The organism is Bradyrhizobium algeriense, assembly GCF_003062295.1.
Taxonomy (GTDB): domain Bacteria; phylum Pseudomonadota; class Alphaproteobacteria; order Rhizobiales; family Xanthobacteraceae; genus Bradyrhizobium; species Bradyrhizobium algeriense.
Window position 1 is genome coordinate 18,959 of the sequence record NZ_PYCN01000044.1, and the last position, 19,167, is coordinate 38,125.

The following is a 19,167-nucleotide window of genomic DNA, read 5'->3' on the forward strand; positions in this document are numbered from 1 at the left end:
AGGCTGAGGCCCCAAGTATGCTCAGTGCGTTTCACCAGGCGGGTCATTCACTTGCTGCGCTTCGCTCCCAGGTTTGGCAAATCGTCGGCGGACAGGCCGAGACCCCGAGTGCGATGACTGCGCTCAATGGAGAGGGGCATTCACTTGCTGGGGTCAGTGCCCGGAGTATGGCAACTCCAACTGGGAGGAGCTCTGTAGTGCGGCAGGTCGGGAAGGGAACGAATAATGGAGACGGAGCGAAAGGCGGGAGGGGAGACGGGCCAAACTTTGCGCGCGCAGTGAAATACGGATTGTATCTCGCGGGCGCGGGCTACGCCTATAATGAGGTCGCAAACGACTTTTTCCTTTCTACCACATCACTGCACGACGGGAAGAAAGGCTTCACCAGTAACGAACGGCTTAGGTTGGCTCAGGCGAAGGCGAGGGAGTATTACACGTCGTATCACGCTGCCGACCCTGACACTCGGCGCCTCAATGAACGTCCCCTCAATCCAATCCGTACCTGCGGTAACAACCTGTTCGTAACGATGATCGATTACCGGGCGGCGACCTATGTACACGTTGGTCGCCTGGTGGATTCCATAGCGGCGCACACTTCTCTTGTGCTGAACCTGAGCTGCATGAAGGGTCATCTCGTGAAGGACGAGTGCGTGGCCAAGTACAGGCCATCCAAAGTGCCGAAGGATCCGGACCTGACGAACAGCCCGCTATACGACAGAAAGAACAAGTACGCATTGACGGGCGTGCTCAACGATGAAACTGGTGCTTATGGCTACACCTCGAGGTCGATCACCCAACCTTTCGTGAACAAGGGCGTTCAGCACTTCCGGGACGCCACCTTCCAGAGCGAGAAGGGACTAACTTTCAAGCGATGCATCGACAGGCTGGAGGCGCTGCTCGACAAGGACGGCGGTCTCAGAGAGGAGGCCCAGTTCGCGGCTGGCCAAGCCATCCTGAACTTCAGGCAGGTCTACGCTGCGGACGAGCATTGGGGACACGCTGAGGACGTCGTGATGCAGGCCATGTACGAGCACGGTTGGCTATCACGGGCGGAAACCGACAAGCTCGATGCGACGCTTATGTTCGAAGATCCAAATAAGAACCCGCTCAAACGCAACAAAAGCTGGGTTGGGCCGGGACTACACCAACTCGACGTCTGGCTTCAGGAGAGGCGATCGGGTCATGATCCCGTGATAGGTGAGGAGTTGAACCACAAGGAGATCGATATCATGAAAGATCTGCCCATCGCGCACTTCAAGTTGAACGAGCAGGGCAATGGGTTCGAGGATTGCTCAGGGTTGGGCGATTCGTTCACGTGCGCCAATGCCGTCGCCTGCATCAATCACGCGCGCTTGATGAGTGGCCTGCCCCGCCTCTCAAAGGAGGACGTTATAGTCATCGTCGCGTGCCTTAACGCCGTATACGACGACACGTCGTCAATACGGCACTCGCTCCACGAGGTGGCACGCGGCTGCTTCGCCGGCGCTGGTTACACCACCGAAGACGCGGATGAGTTCTACATGGGGGTGTGTCGGAAGGCCGCGCGAGAGTATTACGGCGGCAGATATCTCTCGAAGCAGCGTTGACGCCGTAAGGAGTGGTGTATTAGCGAGCGACGCTCTCGAGGCGGTCTGAGCTGGAACACGAGTTAGGTCCGATCTCATTGCACGCATGCTTCCCCGCCGGAACGGCTCTTCTCGAAGCCCGATAGCCGTCACCACGGATGGTGATCACCGACGATTGATGAAGCAGCGATCAAGGACCGGCCGAACAGTTGCAGCTGGACGTAGTACGTCTGCACGAAATCTGCGGCCGTCGACTCTGTTGATATTGTTGACGGGATTCATCACATTCACCTCCAAATCTGACCAGATCAAGCACGGTGACTCCTAGATAGAGACGTTCTCATGGGCGGCAAGTCTCGCGTAACGCCGTTCGGATGTTACCGTCATCCAAAAGCGGATAAACAACGTGATTGTCTCGAACGTGACACTTTCATTGCGTTCAAGCCGCTCGAGCACGTGCGCGATGCGTTCGCCCCTTTGGCTATCGCAGCCCACCCGCCAATCGCAATCGTCTGGAGAAAGGAAGCAGGCAATCGCAGCTTCAGCAACCAGCGACTTGGGCTTGCCGCGATGCTGTGGGAGCGCCGCTCAGTCAATCGTTCGTGTGCGCAGCAGGGTCTCGAGCCGGCGCCGACCTTCGTCGATCGCGCCGGACCAATGGCCGAACCGTTCCTGCACGACAACCTCGAATGAAGGATACCACAATGGCTTGCCGTCGGCCTGAGCCCAATACCAGGGATAACCGCGCGGCACGAAGACCACGCCGGGAACGCCGAGCGCTCCGGCGATATGGACGGCGAAGCTGTCGGGCCCAACCACGGCGTCGAGATTGGCGATCGCTGCGATCAATTCCGCAGGACATTCGATATGCACACCAGCATCGATCGGGCGACTCCATCGTTTCATGTCATGCCGTTGCGCCCCGCTCATCAAACTGACCGGGGTGACGGAGTGAGAGATCACGGCGGCGACCTGCTCCATCGAGAGGCCGAGAGCGCCATCCTCCCACACGATGCCCACCAAAGGCCTTGCGAACGCGGCCAGAGCATCCCGCCATTTGGCGAACAGTTCGGCTTCGGGGCGTAGGTAGGGAATGCCATCGGCAATGTTGCGGGCGTCGGTCGACAGAACGCGCAATAATGATTGCAACGGCATAGCTGAGAGCTCGGGCCTCGGCTCGTCCGAAATGACCTGCTCGGCGAGGCCGGCAAGAAGAGCCTGGTAACGTGGCTCCGCGACCACATGCACATTTTGCTGGCTCGTCAGCCGACGCAAGAGACGAACGAGTGCTACGAATTCGAGGGCGCCCGTCGTCGGCGGCACGACTATCTGCGGCACAAGCGCCAAGGCGGCCGGATCAGGTGTCGGGAAGTGACCGAGCGTCAGTTCAAGCGTCGTCTGTAGAGACTTCGCTGCTTCGCTCTCTGGTCGCGTGTGCACGACGTGGCTGACAAGCTTGAGGGATTCATCGAACCGGCCAACGAGATGCAGGACACGCGCCAGAGCAAGCGCGGCGGAAGGATCCGATTTGCGAGCGCGAACGAATTCCGTCAGTTGCGCAATGCCTCGGTCCACCTCACCCTTGGCAATCGTAACGCGGGCCACAATTTCGCGCGCACCAACATGAGCCGGCGCATAGGCGAGCAGTTTCTTGCAGGTGGCCTCCGCTTGCGGCCAGAGTCCGGTTGCGGCGCGGCAATAAGCCAGATGAAAGAGCCCGGCTGTATCGAGCGGGGCGCGCAGATGCGCGCGTTCCGCAAGGTTGAGCGCCTCGTCGAAGCGGCTGCGTTCGAGCATGAGCACCGATAAATTGACCAGCGCATCGGGATCGTCCGGAGCAATCTCAAGCGCACGAAGCAGGACGGCCTCAGCCGACGAGCTGTGGCCCAAGGCGAACTCGATGGCGCCGAGTTGAAGGAAGGCACGCGCATTCCCTGGCTCGTGTCGGACAACGGTCTCCGTCATCGCGCGGGCTTCCGCAACGTTGCCGCGGCTCAGTAGGGCATGAGCGAGCGCCAGCTTGATCTCCTCGTTGCGCGGAGCGAGAGCCGCCGCGCGTTCGAGGCAAATCACCGCCTCCTCAGCGCGGCCGAGCAATCCGTGGGCGATGCCGAGATTGGTGGTGAGGCCGGCGTGTTCGGGGTAGATGGTCGCCGCTTCCGACAGCATGTCGAAGGCAAACTCGATCCGCCGCCGCGCAAGTGCCAGTGTGGCCCTCGCATTGAGCGTATCGGGATCACTTGTGGTGGCGACCTCCTCCAGTAGCGCCTCCGCCTCCTCGAGACGGCCGGCCGCGATAAACTCCTGGACCGTTCTAACCGTCTCCTGCCGGGTCGGAGCCGGCATGCCAGTGGACAGCATCTGTGCTATGCAACCGTGACGCGTTTGCCGTCGAGGCGGAGATCCTCGCTCACCGCGATGACTTTGCTGTGGGCTATCTCGGAGGCAATGCCGGTGACCCTAATGGCCTGGGTTTCGGTCTGCAATGAGTCAATACGCTCGATCACCGCGACACGCTCGACCGCCTTCACCGTAAGCAACTCGGCGCTCGCTTCCTGGATCCGCGCCGAGCATCGGACACGGTCCGCGACTAACGTGTAGAGCTTGCCGATCCAGGTGCCTTTGTTCGCGAGCACCGCAAACAACTTAGCCTGCAGATCGATACTATCGGCGCGCAAGGATATGCGCTGGCGCGCGGCGATGGTGATGGTCTCGCCCTCAATCGACATATTGCGCCCCCCGGGTAGGCCGACCATGCCACCATTGGAAGCCGCCCGCTCGAGCACGGTCACGACGAAGGCTTGCTCCACGTTAGCGAAGAGCAGCACCATGTCCCGTGGTATAGGCCGGACCAGGCAGCCAACAGCCACCGTCGCGGTGTGACGAGCGCCAGCGACTTCGACCTCCATCGCAGTGCCATCATCGCTGACTGACACTACACGGGCTGTGTGATGTCCAGGTTCAAGCAAGCGCTCGGCCATCGCCAAGATGTCGGTGTTTGTGGCACGGATCGTCATCGTCATTCCTGCTCTCCAGCCGGCTACATGAAATTTATCGACTTCTTTTGTATGACTTCCTCATTGCCGGTGCTGGACATGATCTCAGCTGCTCGGGTCACAAGCTCGTACTGTTCCGTGCTTGACTTTCCCTGACTCAATTCTTCTTCCGTTACGGACACGCTCATCTTGCAGACCTTGCCGTCGCGGCCGACCACCTTCAAGTCGTCAACGGGCGCGAGCTTGAAATTGCTTGTCCTGAGAATCTTGGTATCACTATCGGCCGACTTGAAGTCGGGTCCAAAAACACACTTGGCCGAATTGCCGATCACTTGCTTGACGTCGTTTCCTTCGACAATGTCAAGTTTGTTGCCGATCGTGACAGAGTTCATATCGCTCAGATTGAATGAACATTCTCTTGAGATCTTGAAGGTGAACGCTTCCCCAAAGAACATGCATACGTTATTGGCCATCACCAGCGTGGTAGCTGCGCCTCTCATGCAGGTGAATTTAGTGCCTTGAAAGAATTCCTTGGTGTCGCCCATCGTCTGCTTTTCCGAGTTGCCAACGGTCGTTTCCAGCTTGTGGCCGTTGTTGATGAGCTTGACGCGGTTCGAGGCCGTCAGGATGATGTCCGCAGGCGTCCCATTAGCGCCAGCACTGATTGACACGCCATTCTCGGCGGAGATCTCATAAGTGCCTTTCGGGACCTGATGTTGGGAGTTGCCGTTCGTGACCTCCGTGGTCTGACCGCGAGCGATTTTGAGCAGTGCAGCGCCTTCGATATTTGCCTGGAAGTCCTTGTTGGTGAAGGCAAGTAAGCCGGCATTGTCGCTTTCATGTTTGCTGATCGCAGCTGGACTTTCGCCAATAGTCGTTGTGAGACCCGTGACAAGTTTTTCTTCTTCGTCCGAATAAGAACCGAGGCGCAGATAACTCGACTTCGTCAGGGGAGAAGACGGTGTTTCTGGAACGACCAGTCGGGTATAGGCATTTGGCATAGTAGGCTTCCCTAATCGTGTGGCTGTGGGCACCTCAGCGCTGCGCCATCAAGCGGGTTTGAGAGGGCGATATCGAAAGTCCGAACGCGTTCGGGTTGGCACCATTCTGCTTAGTCGGCATCCCCATTTTGGTTGCCGGTGACCCGCCGATTGACAAATTGTCCGATCCCGCTTTGGCGCGGCCTGGACCCATGACAAGGCCAGAGATGACGCCGAGGGCCACACCTGCGCTATCACCCATCGATGTCGCGCGCTCGGTCGTCATGTTGTGTGCAGGCATACACATGATCAGGAACCGAGACTGCGTAGGAATAGCCGTCGTGTTCATAACGACGTTTGGATAGGGGGTAGGCACAACGGCGGGACCGGATGGCGTGTTGCAGACGTCGGGAAACGCTTGATCCTCCGCCGACATCGGGCCACTTGAATTGACAAAAGTCATTTGTTTAGCTCACTCCGTTGAGAGGGATGACGCGGCTTGCATCGTAGAGTTCAGCGACGGCGCGTTCCGGCACAGTATGCAGGGCACTCCCACGCTGGGTCACGAACAGACTGCCTTCGGTCGACGCGCAGTGAAAGTCAGTGCGCAGAAAGCGCGAGCCGGAAAAATCGCTGCCATCTACCTTGGCGTGGTGCATCAGCGCATAGGACATGTCGGCGCCGGCAAACAAGGCGAACTTGGCCGATGCACGTGTGAAAACGGCCGTCGCCAATGTTGTGCCCGAAAGATCGCAGCCGTCGAGGCACGCCTCTACGAAGATGCATTGCGTCAAATTGGCATTGCGCAGCCTTGCGGTTTGCAGGTTAGCCCTGACAAACAGTGCGTTCGGAGCCGTCGCGCTGGAGAGGTCGGCGCCAACGAGGCTCGCGCCCGCCAACACCGCACCGGAGAGGTCTGCTCCGGACAGGTTTGTGCGGTTCAGCTTGGCGCCGCTCAAATTTGCTCGCGCAAGCATCAGCCCGGAGAGGTCCCGCTCCGACAGATCGCATTCCGAGAAGAGAATCGTGTCGCAATGCAGTCCCGTGACCTGTGCACTGCGCAAATCGGCCTGCGTTATCGCGGCGTTCGTCAGCGTGGCGTTGTCGAGCACGACATTGGCGAGGTCACAATCCATGAGAGCGCTTTGAGATAGGGTGGCCTTGCTCAGGATCGTCTGGGCCAACACGCAACGCATCGCTGTCGTCTGGCTGAGCCGCGTCTCGCTAAAGTCGCTATGGCTGAAATCTGATGACATGAACGTCGACTGGGTGAAGCGCGCCCGCCGCCAGTCGGATCTGCCAGCGCGGCAACCGACGAATATGCATTTTTCAAGGCAACCGTCGGCGAAGGAAGCGCCGCTGAAGTCGCAGTCCTGAAACGTCATGCCGGTCAGGCGGGCACGCGTGAACTGGCTGCCGCGAAAAGAAGAACTCAGCACAACGCCATCGTTCAGGCTCAGTCCAGACAGCATCTGGCCATCGAGGTTGGCTTCGCGTACGGGGAACTTATGGTCGACCGATTGCAATAAGAGATCAATTGACATGGCGCGTGACCATCAGGACGGTGCGGTCGATATTTGCGTTGCTCAAATCGGTCGCGACCAAAGAAGCATCCATCAGGTCGGCGCCATAGAGATTTGCATGGCGCAGACTGGCGCCGGTGAGGTCGGCTTCATTGAGATGTGCCTCGAGCAGGTTAGCGGCATAGAAGTCGGTGCCGCGCAGATCGTTGCCAGTGAAGACCGCGCGTTTCAGCGATGTCATCCGGAAGATGGCGCGCGCCAGCGTCGACTTGCCGAAATAAACACCGTTCAGTCGAGCCATGGTGAAGTCGGTGCCGCTGAGGTCGGCCGCCTGAAAAGAGAGCGCCTCGGCGCTGCTGCGGCCGAAGCGGGCGTCGCGCAGATCGATGTCGCCGATGAAGCTGACTTGGTCAAATTGCGAGCTGCTGAGATCGAGTTGGGGCGCTGCCACTTTGAGAAAGCAGGTTTGCTTAAGTCGCGCGCCAGCAAAGCTCGCACCAGACAGCGATAAATCCATGAATTGTCCGCGCTCGAGGACGGCGTCCCCCCAAACGCTGTTCTCGAGGGCGGCTTTGATGAAGGAGCATTGATGTATTTGCGCAGAGCGGAAGGTTGCCCCGATCATCGGTACCCGCAAAACCTGGAGCTCGCCAAGCCGTGCTTGGTCGAAGGATGCGCCCACCATGCGCGCGCCGAGAAGATTGGTGCGCACAAGCTGGCTGCCTGCGAAACGCGTTCCGCGGCAGTCGGCCTCACCGAGATTGGCTTCGGTGAGATCGGTCGCGCTTAAATCAGCGTTGATGAGCGTTGCGCCGGACAGTGCGGCTTTCATCAGTTTTGCGCCGGCCAGGTTGGTCCCGCTCAGCTTCGCGCGCTCAAGAAAGGCGCCGGAGAAGTCCGCGTTCACGAATCGCCGCCCGGAGAGGTCGGCGCCGGCTAGATCGCGACCAGCAATCGTGCCGCCGCGCCGGAACTCCTCTTCCACCAGATCCCCCAGCGCGCGTGCGACAGCTGGTGCCAGCATCGTTTCAGGCCTGAGCGGCTTGGGTGAGGCGAGCCTTGCTGCGGCCATGCCGGCTGCCAACTGGCCCTCGGCTTTATCGATCTCGGTCCGCAGGACGGTCAATGCTTTCGTAGATTCCGTTTTAGCCGCGGCGATCCTTCCTTCGGGCTCATCAGCGCTTGCCGTTTGATGCGGCGCATTCAAGGCCTCGAACGGCGGGCGGTCATCGGACGGTAACGCAGGAAGGGCCCTTCTGAGCGCCGCTTCAGCATCGGCGAGGGCCGTATGCGCTCGTTGGGCGGCGTCAGGCGGTGTACCGGAGGCCTCGATCTGCGCCAGTATGTCGTCAATGGTCAGGCGCGGCGGCGCCTCTGGCGTGAGGCTCCGCGTTTCTTCCGGAAGTACAAGCGTGGGAATATCGGGAAGCGAAAAGGCGCCGTCCGATATGGCGTTGCGTATCGGCTCGAGCGGTCGTCCAGCCGCCAAGTTAAAGAAACGAGCATGTGCAAGTTCGGATTGTTTTTGCTCGTCGAGCGGTTGCGCTGCTGCGCCAAGGATTTCGCGACGCCAGTTTTTCGCCCGCGCGAGCTTGTCTTCGATATCGCCTATGAGGGCCGGATCAGTGTCCGGCAGCGCAGGGAATGGCGGAGCTTGCTCAAAGCTTGCGTCCATCGACTGCGCAGCGTCCGTGGAACCGATCGCGGCAAGCAAGGCGTCGATATCGCTTGATGCGGCGTTTCGACTGGCAATCTTTTCATAGGCCGCGCGCACGGGTTGATATTGAGCGTCAAGCTTGTCGAGATCGGATTCTGCCTTGGCCTGTACCGTCTCCAAGGCGTCGAGGATCTCGGCCAATTCGATCTCGCCACTCTCGAGTTCCTCCGGCAACAATTCCGGAATGCTTGACGGTTCGATCGACGGTATCTCGATCGTCGGGCGCAGCGAAGGCGGAAGCTCAATGCCCGCGAACTCCTGCTCGAGCGCCCAGCGCATGGAGGCCAGCTGCCGCGCTGCGCGCTGTTCGGCCAAATAGCGACGCCGCGCCGCGCGGCGTTCGCGTTCGGCAGCCGAAATCTCAGGGGCAAGTTGATGTTCCGAAAAGGCATACCGTGCGGCGCTCGTCGGGTCGAGCCGCAGCTGCCGGACATTCAGATAATGATCGAACGGCCGCGCGGGCTCGCCTTGTTGTTCGTAAGCGACCATAATGTCGCCAACGTCACTGCCGTCCAATTCCTGCACGGCGGTCGCCGTGCGGTAGATCATGACGCCGCGGCGGGCTCCCGCGAACAGCCACAGGGTATCGATGCGCGTCGGCAGTTCCGTGACGCCACGCGTCGCATCGCTCCAGCCGACGAAGCAGCGCACGCGAAAGGCCGGCAGGCGGCCTTCGATCAACGGATGCTCCGCGGAGAAGTTCTGCAGCGCGTAGGGTTCTCCGCCCGAGATGTAGCCGGCCATGCGCTGGTCTGGCGGCGCAAACAGGAAAAGGCGCGGATCGGCATCGCTCGCCAGAGCGGGAGCAACCGATTTCAGCCACGCGGCGTCATAGGTCCCCGCGTATCGCAGGCGCTCCTTATCATCGAGCGCCATTGGTCCAAAGGCTGCGGGCGGTGCGATCGTTTCGATGAACTGAATCGCGTGCTCGGGGTTTTCCACGTTGGGCAGCGCCACCAGTTCGCCGGCCATGCTGCGGCGAAGAGCCCCGTGGCCGGCGCCGACGGGGTTCGCGGCGTAGCCGGGCCCGCCGAACGCGCGTTGCCGCGTTAGCGGCATTTGCCGGAATGGTTGCGCGGCTGTCGGTCGCCAGCCGGAGGCGGTCATCTGCCAATAACGGTCGCCGGTCACGAGAAGGTGCTTCTGCATCGGTCCGACCGTCCAGCCCAACATCATGCCCTCCGTCGGCCGTCCCTCAGGCGCTGCCGCATGTCCGCCGATGAGCACTTCCGCTTGCGGCTTGGGCATGCCGATGTCGAGAGGGTTGCCGGGCGGAAGCTCCTTCGCGGCCATCACCCAAAGTTCCTGCTCGCCTTCCAGGCGGTCCGCGCTCGGGTTGGCGAGGTCGAACATCGCGAAAACGGAAATGATGAGGCTTGCCCCGGGAGGACGGCGCTCGCATTTGGTCAACAGACCCAGTGTGCGTGGCTTTACAAGAATGGGCATGAGACCCGCCGAGACAATTGTCGCTTCTTCGCTATATTTCTCGAGCGTGACGGACTTGCGTTCCGCCTATGCGGACGCGTCTATGTGTCACATACCAGATTAGGTGGGCAAGAAGATCAGCCAGCGTTGCGTACATGGCCGATCCGAACTGCAAGACTTTGGTCGTCGATCGTGTCGTGGAGAACCGCGACTTGCTTGCGCGGCGCCTTCATCGGCTCGGATTCCGCTTGAGCGACCAGATAGAAGACAGCATCATAAGGGGGCTTGCGGCGATTGCCGAACGGTACAAGCTCTTCCGTCTGCACAAAACCCGTGCTTCGCAGTCCTTTGGAAAGCTGCTCTCGCGAGGCGGAGCTGTTGGTGCAATGGCTCCGGAATGACCACATTTGTCTTGCGGGTCGGCGAGGGGATGTGCGTGGCCCGCCCGTCATTCGAGCCGACCTGCTGTGATTGGTGGCAGCCGACGAAGCGCGTATGGAATCGTCGATAAATAGACGTGCGAATGGGACCACGCGAGAGCCTTAGTGTGTCTCCGCGGTTCCACACCGCGCAACTGCGTGCAAGAATATCTTTGCATTAAATTTCTTGTTTCCAGTAGCAAGACTGAATGCCTGCGCGCGTGATTTGGGTTCGTCTTGGTTGAAGCGATAATCAAGCCATATTGATTGAACGCCGGGTGACGGCAGATCAGACGGGCAAGGATGACTTGTGAATCTCATCGTCGTGTCGAACCGGGTTGACAGCGGCGACGCCAATCAACCCAAGATAGGCGGCCTTGCGGCTGCGCTACTCCCTGTGGTCGAACAATCCGGAGCAATCTGGGTGGGATCCTCGGACCAATTGGGCGATGGTTGTCGTAAAGCGCCGCTTGTCGAGACGCTCGGCGCAGGCAAGCTTGTGACGCTGAATCTGCCTGCCGTGCATTATCGGCGTTACTATGAGGGCTTTGCCAACTCGGCACTATGGCCGGCCTTGCATTCGCGCGCCGACCTGATCGACGCCTCGGCGTTAGACTATCTCAGCTATCGCGAGATCAACACGGTGATGGCAAAAAGACTGCTCCGGTTCGATGAGCCGACCGCGTTCTGGGTGCATGATTATCATTTCCTCCCGCTCGGCACTGAGCTGCGTAAGGTCGGCATCAAGCAGCCGATCGGTTTCTTCCTGCACACGCCATGGCCGCTGCCAGCCATGATGCGGAGTGTGCCGCATCATCGCGAACTGATCGAGGCGATGTTGGCTTACGACCTGATCGGCTTTCAGACCGAGGAGGACCGGAGGAATTTCATCGCCTATGTCAGCACCGATCTTAGGCATCTCAGGCTTACCATCGAGGACTGTGTTGTAACCTCGGGTCATGGCCAAACGCGATCCCAAGTGTTTCCGATCGGCATCGATCCGGCCAAGTTCGCGCAATTGAGCGCCGACGCGGCCTCGGAGCCCTGGATCTCGTGGATACGGCGCGGTCTTAATAGCGAGAAGATTGCTATCAGCGTCGATCGGATCGATTACTCCAAGGGTATCGACAAACGCCTCCACGCTTTAAACCGCCTGTGGACCGAACGGCCGCATCTCGCGCACAGCATCTCGCTATTGCAGATCGCCACCCCGTCGCGCAGCGGCATTGAGGCCTACAGCAATCTGCAGAAAGATGTCGCCGGCCTTGTCTGCGATATCAACAACCGCCATCGTAGGGGCGACTGGACCCCGATTAGTCATTTCGAGGAGGGCTTCAGTCAGGCCGACCTCGCAATTCTTTACCGCGCAGCGAAAGTTGCCGTGGTAACGCCGTTGCGTGACGGCATGAATCTGGTGGCGAAAGAATATGTCGCTGCGCAAGATCCGAACGATCCCGGTGTGCTGATATTGTCTAAATTTGCCGGCGCGGCCAAAGAGCTGGAGGAGGCGCTGCTCGTCGATCCGAACAACATTGATGACATAGCAGACAAGATTTCGGCCGCAATTTCGATGTCGCCTGCCGAGCGCATCTCGCGCTGGCAAGACATGATGAGGACGCTTCTAGCGTATCCCATCCAGCAATGGACCGCGGACTTCGTTGCGGAGTTGGAGAAAATTCGGACCGAGAAACTCGCGGGACAGTTCAGTCCGCGGAATGTGGGGGAGCCTAGCGGCTCGAAAGGGAAAGTCGAGGGGAAATTAGCCGGCGGGGCAAGCCATTTGGACCTGCCGCGGCGGTTGTCACGTCCAGCGTTCGATGTACGGGCTAGGAGATTAGATGATGATTTCACGCACATCGTAGGTTCGGGCTGGAACCACGGTCCCCAACTGGCCCCGGACGTCCTGCTCGGCGTGCTGAATAGAGTAGACGCCTTCCCGAGGCCGTTCCAGCCGACGACAAATTTTTACATCCATGGTCATCCCTACATGGCGCAGTTGGCTGCAGGGTTGAGGGAGGTGACCCCTAACAATCCGCTGGGCGTCAACGTTATTCTCATACCTCGGCTTAAGGGCGGCTGAACAACCGCGCGTGGGTTGTAATCGGCACCTCTTGCTCGAACCGTCGATTATCAAAGGCCTTCGGTCATAGATGTCGTCATATTTGCCGCCGCCTGCCGAGGTCCAAGTTGAGGACGGTCACCGGATCGAGGCCGTCATCGTCGTTGAGAACATTGTAATGCATCGCGCCGCCATCCTTCATAAATCGGCACCTCCAGTGCGGCGGCATTAACGCGGTGGCCGAGCAGACCGGCGGCAGAGTACGCATCTCGGGCACGCTGGCGCTCAGCAGCACCGGCAACGAATTTGTTGATGCCGGCCACTACTACGCGATCCGCGCCAATCGGTCACCGACTGACTCAAGATGTGCAGACCCTCGCTGAGCCGCTTCGCTGTCAACCCATTTCAGTAACGACAGTTCGGCCGAGAACCCTGGTCCGAACGCAGCTAGGATTCCGTATGATCCTGGCGCCTGCTCCTCATGCTCAAGCACGTGATCCAAAACGAATAGTACAGTTGCGCTCGACATATTTCCATGACGTCGAAGAGTTTCATAGCTGGAAAAGAAGTTTTCAGACGATCTCCCAAGGCCCTGCTCACAAACATCCAATACTTTTCTCCCGCCGGGATGAAAGATTAAGCTCTTCGCTTGGTTAGAATGGATGCCATCCTCCGCTAGCAACGACCGCAGTGCATGTGGCATCAATTCGCTAATCATTGATGGAATGCGCTCAGAGACGACGACTTCAAATCCGGCGTCGCCAAAATGCCAGCCCATTAAAGAAGTCGAGTCGGGGTAAAGCAAACTCGTATTTCTTACGATACCCAGTTTGCCAGAGCCGCTTTCAGCTGGGCCGATTAGGAGCGCGGCAGCGCCATCCCCAAAGAGGCTTGAAGCAACAACGTTCTTCGGGGTGAGATCATTCGGCTGGAATGTAAGGGATGTCAGCTCCACAGCAATGAGGAGAACGCGTTCGCTCGTTGCGCGGCAAATCGCTCCTGCCAAGCTAACTCCCGATGCTCCTCCGGCACATCGGAGGCCGAATATGGGCGTCTGTCGTACATTTGTTCGCAGTCCGACCTTCGAGATCACATCCACATCGAGACTGGGGGTAGCTATCCCGCTCGACGAGACAAATATAATCCGATCGACGTGTTCGGGCTTCACGCCGGCCCTGTTGAGACAGAGCACGGTCGCTTTGCATGCGAGCTCCTTTGCACATTCCAAGTATATCTGGTTTGTCTCACTTATGCGATGCTCGCTGAGAAGCCATTCGGGCGCTACACAAAAGAAACGCTGATCGACTAGCGTATTATCGAATACTGTAAGATACCTCTTCAGCTTCTCCATTCTAGATCCGAAGTGGCGACCCGCTAGTACCTTGGCCTCGGTTTGCGAAATTCGGAATGTTGGCAAAGCCGTCCCAACAGCCAAAATTCTGGACATCAGTTCCTCTTGTTGTTCGCCTCGAACCAAAGCGACGATCAAAGACGTCCGCTACGTCCCAGCGTTAGTTCACGTGGACCAAACCGATGCCGATGTCCTGCCCAATGCGGGCAGTTTCTGCGAGGCCGCTCGCTGGAAAAGCCCGCGATCCCGGTTGAAAAGAAGTCCAGGTTCCGAGGGCCCATGAACAGGCAATCGTACTCAGCGCCGACGGTTATTGAAAAAAGCGCTCAAGGTCCGCCCTACTGTACCGCGCCGCCGGGTTTCGCTACCGTCGGTGAGGGCAGCCCAGTCGCAAATTCGGAGAGTTGATATTTATCGCGGGCGACCGCAGCGCCGCCTTTCACATACAGCAGCACGTCAGTCCAGGCGTAGCCAAGCAGGCCCGTGAGCAGGCCGAATGCATCAACCCTGGTTTCATCCTGGAGCCCTACGAAAGTGAGGTTAGCGTTGGAGTCCTTGAAATCAGCGCAGTTGCCGTTCGCCCGGATGCCGAACACCGAGTTGGCTATCTGCCAGCGGAAGCGGATTTCGCCGCCGAGCGGGCCTCCTGTCGCACTATGGCTCCTGATGGGAAGGGGCGGAGTGCGGACCACAACGCCAGCGTTGACGAGATGCCAGCATCGACGCGCGGGGCCGCCACCGCTATTGATACCGATGTAGGAACCGCTTCGCTCGGGAGAGCCGCGCGGCCAGATCAGCGGCAGAGGCGGCCAGCACCACCAGGGCTACCGTGCCCAGCAGGATTCTTTTCATCCTTCTTGACCCAATTCCGATGCAACTTTCTTGACGGTGTCCATGGATCACGGTTGCCATGTACCTGTCTTCTCCATCAATTGATAGGGTTGGTAGTTGACTGGTCAGATCGTGCCCGCCTCTGCCAATGAATCGCTCGCCTTCTTCGACGCGGGCCGCGCGAGTTCGTCGCGCCCCAGACGTTTTGCCATTGTCGATAGGCCTGACGCCGCCAGACACATCGACTGGGTCTCGCGGGAGGTCGACATGTCGGACGAAGCTGGCTCGGTCGTCGCCGAGCATCTCGGCGATGTCCGCGACGAGCTTCTCGCCTCCGAGGCGAGCTATGAGTGAGCGTCACATGACGGTGTCCCGGCCGCGACCTGACTGAGGTCGGCGCGGCCGTGACTGCCGTCGGTGACGCGCTCAACGAACTGCGAGTTGCACTATCAGCTCTTCGCCTTCATGTCGCGGCCCGCCCAAGGGCGTCGAGTTCGCGGCCTCCGAGGAGCAAGTCATCCGCAACGCCATCGCGGCGGCGCTCGGCGCCGGCCCCGAAGGCGCACACTAAAAGGCATTCTCAACCTTGCTGCCGGGTGCAGTTCAGCGGTCATCGCGCAGCTTGGCTTTGACGCGCCGCTTGGGCGTTTTGTTGCGCAGTTGCAGGCCCAACTCGCGGTAGACGCGCCGGGTCTTGTTCTGGCCGCGGCGCCATCCTTCATGACGAAGCAGGACGTGAACGCGGCGATAGGCCGAAGAAGCGTACGGCGCCAACGATCAGTGACAAAGCTGCCCGGACAGCGGTAGCGGAGCTAAACAAAGAGCCGAAACGGCGTGATGTCGAGCGCCGGCGCGAAGAGGCCGCGGACGGCCAGGAACGTGAGCGACGCGAGAAGGCGGTCGCAAAGGCGCAGGCGGCTCTCGACAGGGCCGTGCAGAATCGTGAGGCTCCTGCCATCGGGCGCGAAATTCTGCATCGACCGCCAGCGACTGATAGAGAGCGCGACCATGCGCCTTGCCGTGTGCTTGCGAAATCGCAATCCAGGCGCGCGCGATATCGCCATCGGCTGCCAATCCGAGACGCGCGACGATCGCTTGAATCTGTGCCTTGTGACTCAACCGCGGCTGCAGTTCCTTGGCGGCGCGATTGATCGTCGTTGAAGCCGGCTGCGTGCAAGTGTTTCCTGGTGGCTTCGACTTTTGCGAGATCGTCCGGTGTGACGTCGGCGGCAATCTTCATCGGCCCCGCCAAGGTCTGCCGCAGAACCGATTTAAGCTCCCGCAAGGCGTGGGCCGCGAGCGGAATGGATACCCGGAGCGGAAGCGCGCCAGCCGACAGCCGGCAGAAGTCGACATAGCAGTCGGCCATGCCCTTTCCGAGCAATTGCCGGATCAGGGCCGCCGTATTCTGCTGCTCCGGTGAAAGGTCTGGTCTCTTGGCAGGCTCGTCCATCTAACGCTGTCGGTTAACGCCGCGCGTGCTGGCGCGGCGGGCAATGAATTCTTTCATCAACGGCAGAAAAAACGCCTTGCTGAAATGGCCAAGTGGCGGCTCTGGCTCAAGGTAGAACGACTGGCCGATGACGTCCTGATTGTATTCGTCAAGGATGATCCAGAGGCGTAGCGAAGCGTCGAGACCGGCACGACGCTTTTCCATCTCAGGAATTTCGACGGCAAAACGATCGGAGTAGGGCGGCTGACTGGTGATCGGAAACAGCACCAACAAGTCCTCACCTTTCGGCCTGGCAATCCGTACACCCACAGCCACCGGGCGAGGCTTGCGGCCTTCCGTTTCCCCGCGCTCAGCTTAGCGCACCCATAAATAGGAAAATCGGATCACGCATCCGGTGCGAAGCTCGTCCGGCTCAACGTCTCGTCGCTCTCCCGCTCATAGGCGTCGACGGCCCGCTTGACGTCCTCAAACAAGTCGTCAGGCATCGTCTCGAGCCGACCGGCCTTCCGGGCGTCGGCTCTGGCCGTAAGCTTGCGGTAGTCTTCGATGCTGAGCAGCACCAGACGCGGCTTGTTCCGTTGGGTAATGGTGACGGGCCGGCGCAGGGCTTCGGCGATGATATCCCCCGACTTCCTGGAAAGATCACTGGTTGAATATTGGGTCATTGATCGGTCTCCAGCATTGCTGTAATATATACAGCAATGCTGTATATCCTGCAAGGGTGTTCGCTTGGCAGCTATCGGGGAGGGATCTTTGGAGCGGCAGGCTTCGTCTGAAGCGAGCCGTCTCTGCCATCCGTCGCAGGGTTGATCGCTCGGGCTGGCGCTCAATCCTACGAGGTCTTTGAAAGCGAGCACGCGATCCCACGCTCGAAACCACCAGTCGCCCATGACATTCCTCCTGAGAACAATGCGTCGTGCCCTATTTGATCATCGTGTCCGCCAGATGCGCGTGGCCTTTCATGCCGCATACGCAACCCTTTTTCCAGGAGCTGGATGAGACCAAGCAGGAGGCGGACGATTTTCAGCGCAGGGTCGATGCGGGCAAGTGCCCAGTGGGAGGACTATGATGAGGAAACCGGCGCTGGACGCCACTATGGCGAAGAGTTCGGAGAGCGCCGCCTGGAGGCTGAAGCTGCGCTCCTCTTGCTTCGAAAGGCGTTCGTGATCGTAATATACCACCTGTGGGAGCGTGGCGCGCGGCGATGGGTGCCGCAGGCGAGAAGGAAGCCAAACCACGCCGATCTGGTTGCCGCACTGACACAGGCGTCGATTGTCATCGACAAGGCCGGCCTGGAAGAGTTGAGGCTTCTGGTCAATTGCCTCAAGCATAACAGCGAAGACGCGCGAAAGCTTTACGTACTTCGCCGCCATCTGTTCGAGGGTGATTTCGATCCCGACTCCATTCATTCAGCAACCGGCAAGCCCTTCGTGAATATCGATTGGGCCGAGATCGTAGTGCTGACCGGCGACAACGTGGAACACTATTTTCGGGTGGTTCAGAACTCTGGACCCAGATAGCCGCTCAAGGGGACGCAATGGCCAAAAAGCAAAGCATTCCGAGGCGGCTGTTCAAGTACCGCGCGTTCAACAATCTCACACTCGATATGATTATTGCGGATAATCTATTTTGGACGAACCCGCTCCGCGGGAGAGTATCCGCGTTGAGTGCGGCGTACCCCCTTAAAGCCAGCCAGCGTCCCTGACTCCGGCACCACGGGCACAGAGCGACGTAATCGATACCATTTCAGAGGAGCTTGCCCCTGGCAAGATGGCGTTGCTGCCCGCGCGCAGCGTCCCTCTTGCCAAGGAGTTCGCTATGACCTCGCTACGGTTACGCATGATGGAAGACATGCAGGTCTGCAACCTGTCGCAACACACGCAGGATTCCTATTTGCTGCAGGTTTCGCAGTTCGCTCGGCATTTCGCTAAATCGCCGGCTTTGCTCAGCCCGGAGGATATCAGGTCTATTTGACGAACGAGAAGAAGCTGGCGCCGCGCTCGGTGCACGTCACCGTCGCAGCGCTTCGATTTCTCTACCGCGTCACGCTCCGCCTCGATTGGGATCTCGCCCAGATCATTCCGTGTCCCAAGGCGTCAAAGACATTGGCCATCATTCTCAGCCCCGAGGAGGTGCTGCACTTCCTTGGCTGCATCGAGAGCTTCAAACACCAGGCGATCCTGACGACGTGCAATGCCGCCGGCCTGCGTATTTCTGAGGCGACCCGTCTGAAGCCTGAAGCTATCGATCGCCAGCACATGGTGCTTCGCGTCGAGCAGGGCAAGGGACAGAAAGACCGCTATGTCATGCTGTCGGCCAGGTTGCTGGAGGTGCTGACAAACTATTGGCGCGCCGTGCGCCCCACCGGGGCGTGGACGTTTCCCGGCGCCGTTGTTGGAGAACCGATATCGACAAGCGCCGTGGATGCCCACCTGCCATAAAGCACATCGGGTGTCGAGTTGCTGCAGGCGATTTCCGATTTTCTTGACGACCAGAAGGACATAATCGACCAGGTCCGCTGCGATCGGACGCGGGGTTTGAAGAAGGCCGAGACGGGTCGCAGCGGCCTGACGCCGCAACAGGTGCTGCGCTCGCTGGTTCTGATGCGCGTCAAGAACTGGAACTATCGCGAATTACGCGAGCGGATCGCCGACGGATGCACGCTGCGCCAGTTCACGGACTTCTATTGTCTGCCAGTGCCTCGACATGATGCGTTCCACGGCGGCTTCAATCGGCTCACGCCCGAGACGCTCAAGGCGATCAATGATCTGGTGGTGCGGGCGGCGGTCGAGCTCGGACTGGAAGACGGCCAAAAGCTGCGTGTCGATACCACGGTGGTGCAGACCGA

Annotated in this window: 17 protein-coding genes and 4 pseudogenes; 8 read left to right on the forward strand and 13 right to left on the reverse strand. The window is 59.4% G+C overall.

The features are described from left to right. Positions 1-197 precede the first annotated feature (197 nt). The gene (gene xopAG / locus C7G61_RS38195; RefSeq protein ID WP_202975819.1) at positions 198-1,586 is read left to right on the forward strand and encodes a XopAG/AvrGf1 family type III secretion system effector; all 1,389 of its coding nucleotides are present in this window, start codon (positions 198-200) and stop codon (positions 1,584-1,586) included. Between the two features lie 567 nt (positions 1,587-2,153). Here the strand turns inward: xopAG and C7G61_RS38200 are convergent. The 6 genes from C7G61_RS38200 to C7G61_RS38225 are packed head-to-tail and all read right to left on the reverse strand — an operon-like array spanning position 2,154 to position 10,227. Beyond that, positions 2,154-3,926: a tetratricopeptide repeat protein gene (locus C7G61_RS38200; protein ID WP_108522806.1), complete on the reverse strand. Its 1,773-nt coding sequence runs from the start codon at positions 3,924-3,926 to the stop codon at positions 2,154-2,156. 5 nt (positions 3,927-3,931) lie between these two features. Next, positions 3,932-4,588 carry a DUF3540 domain-containing protein gene (locus C7G61_RS38205; protein ID WP_108522807.1) on the reverse strand — a complete coding sequence of 219 codons (657 nt, stop codon included), beginning with the start codon at positions 4,586-4,588 and terminating at the stop codon, positions 3,932-3,934. Between the two features lie 17 nt (positions 4,589-4,605). Further along, a complete protein-coding gene (locus C7G61_RS38210) occupies positions 4,606-5,562 on the reverse strand; it encodes a hypothetical protein (protein ID WP_108522808.1) in 957 nt (318 codons plus the stop codon). 34 nt (positions 5,563-5,596) lie between these two features. Next, on the reverse strand, positions 5,597-6,004 hold the full coding sequence (locus tag C7G61_RS38215; protein ID WP_202975820.1) for a DUF4150 domain-containing protein: 408 nt from the start codon (positions 6,002-6,004) through the stop codon (positions 5,597-5,599). A gap of 4 nt (positions 6,005-6,008) precedes the next feature. Then, the gene (locus C7G61_RS38220) at positions 6,009-7,085 is read right to left on the reverse strand and encodes a pentapeptide repeat-containing protein (RefSeq protein ID WP_108522809.1); all 1,077 of its coding nucleotides are present in this window, start codon (positions 7,083-7,085) and stop codon (positions 6,009-6,011) included. Then, positions 7,075-10,227 (reverse strand): DUF2169 family type VI secretion system accessory protein, encoded by a 3,153-nt coding sequence (locus tag C7G61_RS38225; protein ID WP_108522810.1) that lies wholly within the window; start codon positions 10,225-10,227, stop codon positions 7,075-7,077. The genes C7G61_RS38220 and C7G61_RS38225 overlap by 11 nt, the downstream gene beginning before the upstream one ends. Before the next feature lie 134 nt (positions 10,228-10,361). Between C7G61_RS38225 and C7G61_RS38230 the strand changes: the two genes are divergently transcribed. Together C7G61_RS38230 and C7G61_RS38235 are read left to right on the forward strand one after the other, a co-directional pair. Then, positions 10,362-10,607 carry a hypothetical protein gene (locus C7G61_RS38230; protein WP_108522811.1) on the forward strand — a complete coding sequence of 82 codons (246 nt, stop codon included), beginning with the start codon at positions 10,362-10,364 and terminating at the stop codon, positions 10,605-10,607. Between the two features lie 328 nt (positions 10,608-10,935). Then, a pseudogene (locus C7G61_RS38235) lies at positions 10,936-12,321 on the forward strand (alpha,alpha-trehalose-phosphate synthase (UDP-forming)); the annotation flags it as partial. 460 nt (positions 12,322-12,781) lie between these two features. On the opposite strand, the gene C7G61_RS44200 reads toward C7G61_RS38235, so the two are convergent. The 3 genes from C7G61_RS44200 to C7G61_RS45155 all read right to left on the reverse strand — a co-directional run bounded on the left by C7G61_RS44200 (position 12,782) and on the right by C7G61_RS45155 (position 14,631). Then, on the reverse strand, positions 12,782-12,985 hold the full coding sequence (locus C7G61_RS44200) for a hypothetical protein (protein WP_057853236.1): 204 nt from the start codon (positions 12,983-12,985) through the stop codon (positions 12,782-12,784). Between the two features lie 24 nt (positions 12,986-13,009). Next, entirely contained in the window at positions 13,010-14,173 is a 1,164-nt protein-coding gene (locus C7G61_RS38240) for a type III polyketide synthase (protein WP_338026169.1), read from the reverse strand. A gap of 200 nt (positions 14,174-14,373) precedes the next feature. After that, positions 14,374-14,631: an outer membrane protein gene (locus C7G61_RS45155; RefSeq protein WP_190242167.1), complete on the reverse strand. Its 258-nt coding sequence runs from the start codon at positions 14,629-14,631 to the stop codon at positions 14,374-14,376. A 352-nt stretch (positions 14,632-14,983) separates the two neighbouring features. Here C7G61_RS45155 and C7G61_RS38250 point away from each other — a divergent pair, with 352 nt between their 5' ends. Next, positions 14,984-15,220, forward strand: a complete 237-nt coding sequence (locus C7G61_RS38250; RefSeq protein ID WP_244608668.1) for a hypothetical protein — start codon at positions 14,984-14,986, stop codon at positions 15,218-15,220. 252 nt (positions 15,221-15,472) lie between these two features. On the opposite strand, the pseudogene C7G61_RS38255 reads toward C7G61_RS38250, so the two are convergent. After that, positions 15,473-15,616: pseudogene (locus C7G61_RS38255) on the reverse strand (IS3 family transposase); the annotation flags it as partial. A 62-nt stretch (positions 15,617-15,678) separates the two neighbouring features. After that, positions 15,679-15,876, reverse strand: a complete 198-nt coding sequence (locus C7G61_RS38260) for a hypothetical protein (protein ID WP_108522814.1) — start codon at positions 15,874-15,876, stop codon at positions 15,679-15,681. 137 nt (positions 15,877-16,013) lie between these two features. Between C7G61_RS38260 and C7G61_RS38265 the strand changes: the two genes are divergently transcribed. Further along, complete coding sequence (locus C7G61_RS38265; protein WP_108522815.1) at positions 16,014-16,289, forward strand: hypothetical protein; 276 nt, start codon at positions 16,014-16,016, stop codon at positions 16,287-16,289. A gap of 30 nt (positions 16,290-16,319) precedes the next feature. Here the strand turns inward: C7G61_RS38265 and C7G61_RS38270 are convergent, their stop codons facing one another. Next, positions 16,320-16,586, reverse strand: a complete 267-nt coding sequence (locus C7G61_RS38270; RefSeq protein ID WP_244608670.1) for a hypothetical protein — start codon at positions 16,584-16,586, stop codon at positions 16,320-16,322. 116 nt (positions 16,587-16,702) lie between these two features. Then, the gene (locus C7G61_RS38275; protein WP_108522816.1) at positions 16,703-16,984 is read right to left on the reverse strand and encodes a type II toxin-antitoxin system Phd/YefM family antitoxin; all 282 of its coding nucleotides are present in this window, start codon (positions 16,982-16,984) and stop codon (positions 16,703-16,705) included. Between the two features lie 372 nt (positions 16,985-17,356). Here C7G61_RS38275 and C7G61_RS38280 point away from each other — a divergent pair, with 372 nt between their 5' ends. The 3 genes and pseudogenes from C7G61_RS38280 to C7G61_RS38290 all read left to right on the forward strand — a co-directional run. Beyond that, positions 17,357-17,839 (forward strand): hypothetical protein, encoded by a 483-nt coding sequence (locus C7G61_RS38280; RefSeq protein WP_108522817.1) that lies wholly within the window; start codon positions 17,357-17,359, stop codon positions 17,837-17,839. A gap of 298 nt (positions 17,840-18,137) precedes the next feature. After that, positions 18,138-18,776, forward strand: a pseudogene (locus C7G61_RS38285) (tyrosine-type recombinase/integrase); the annotation flags it as partial. Between the two features lie 2 nt (positions 18,777-18,778). Further along, positions 18,779-19,167, forward strand: a pseudogene (locus C7G61_RS38290) (hypothetical protein); the annotation flags it as partial.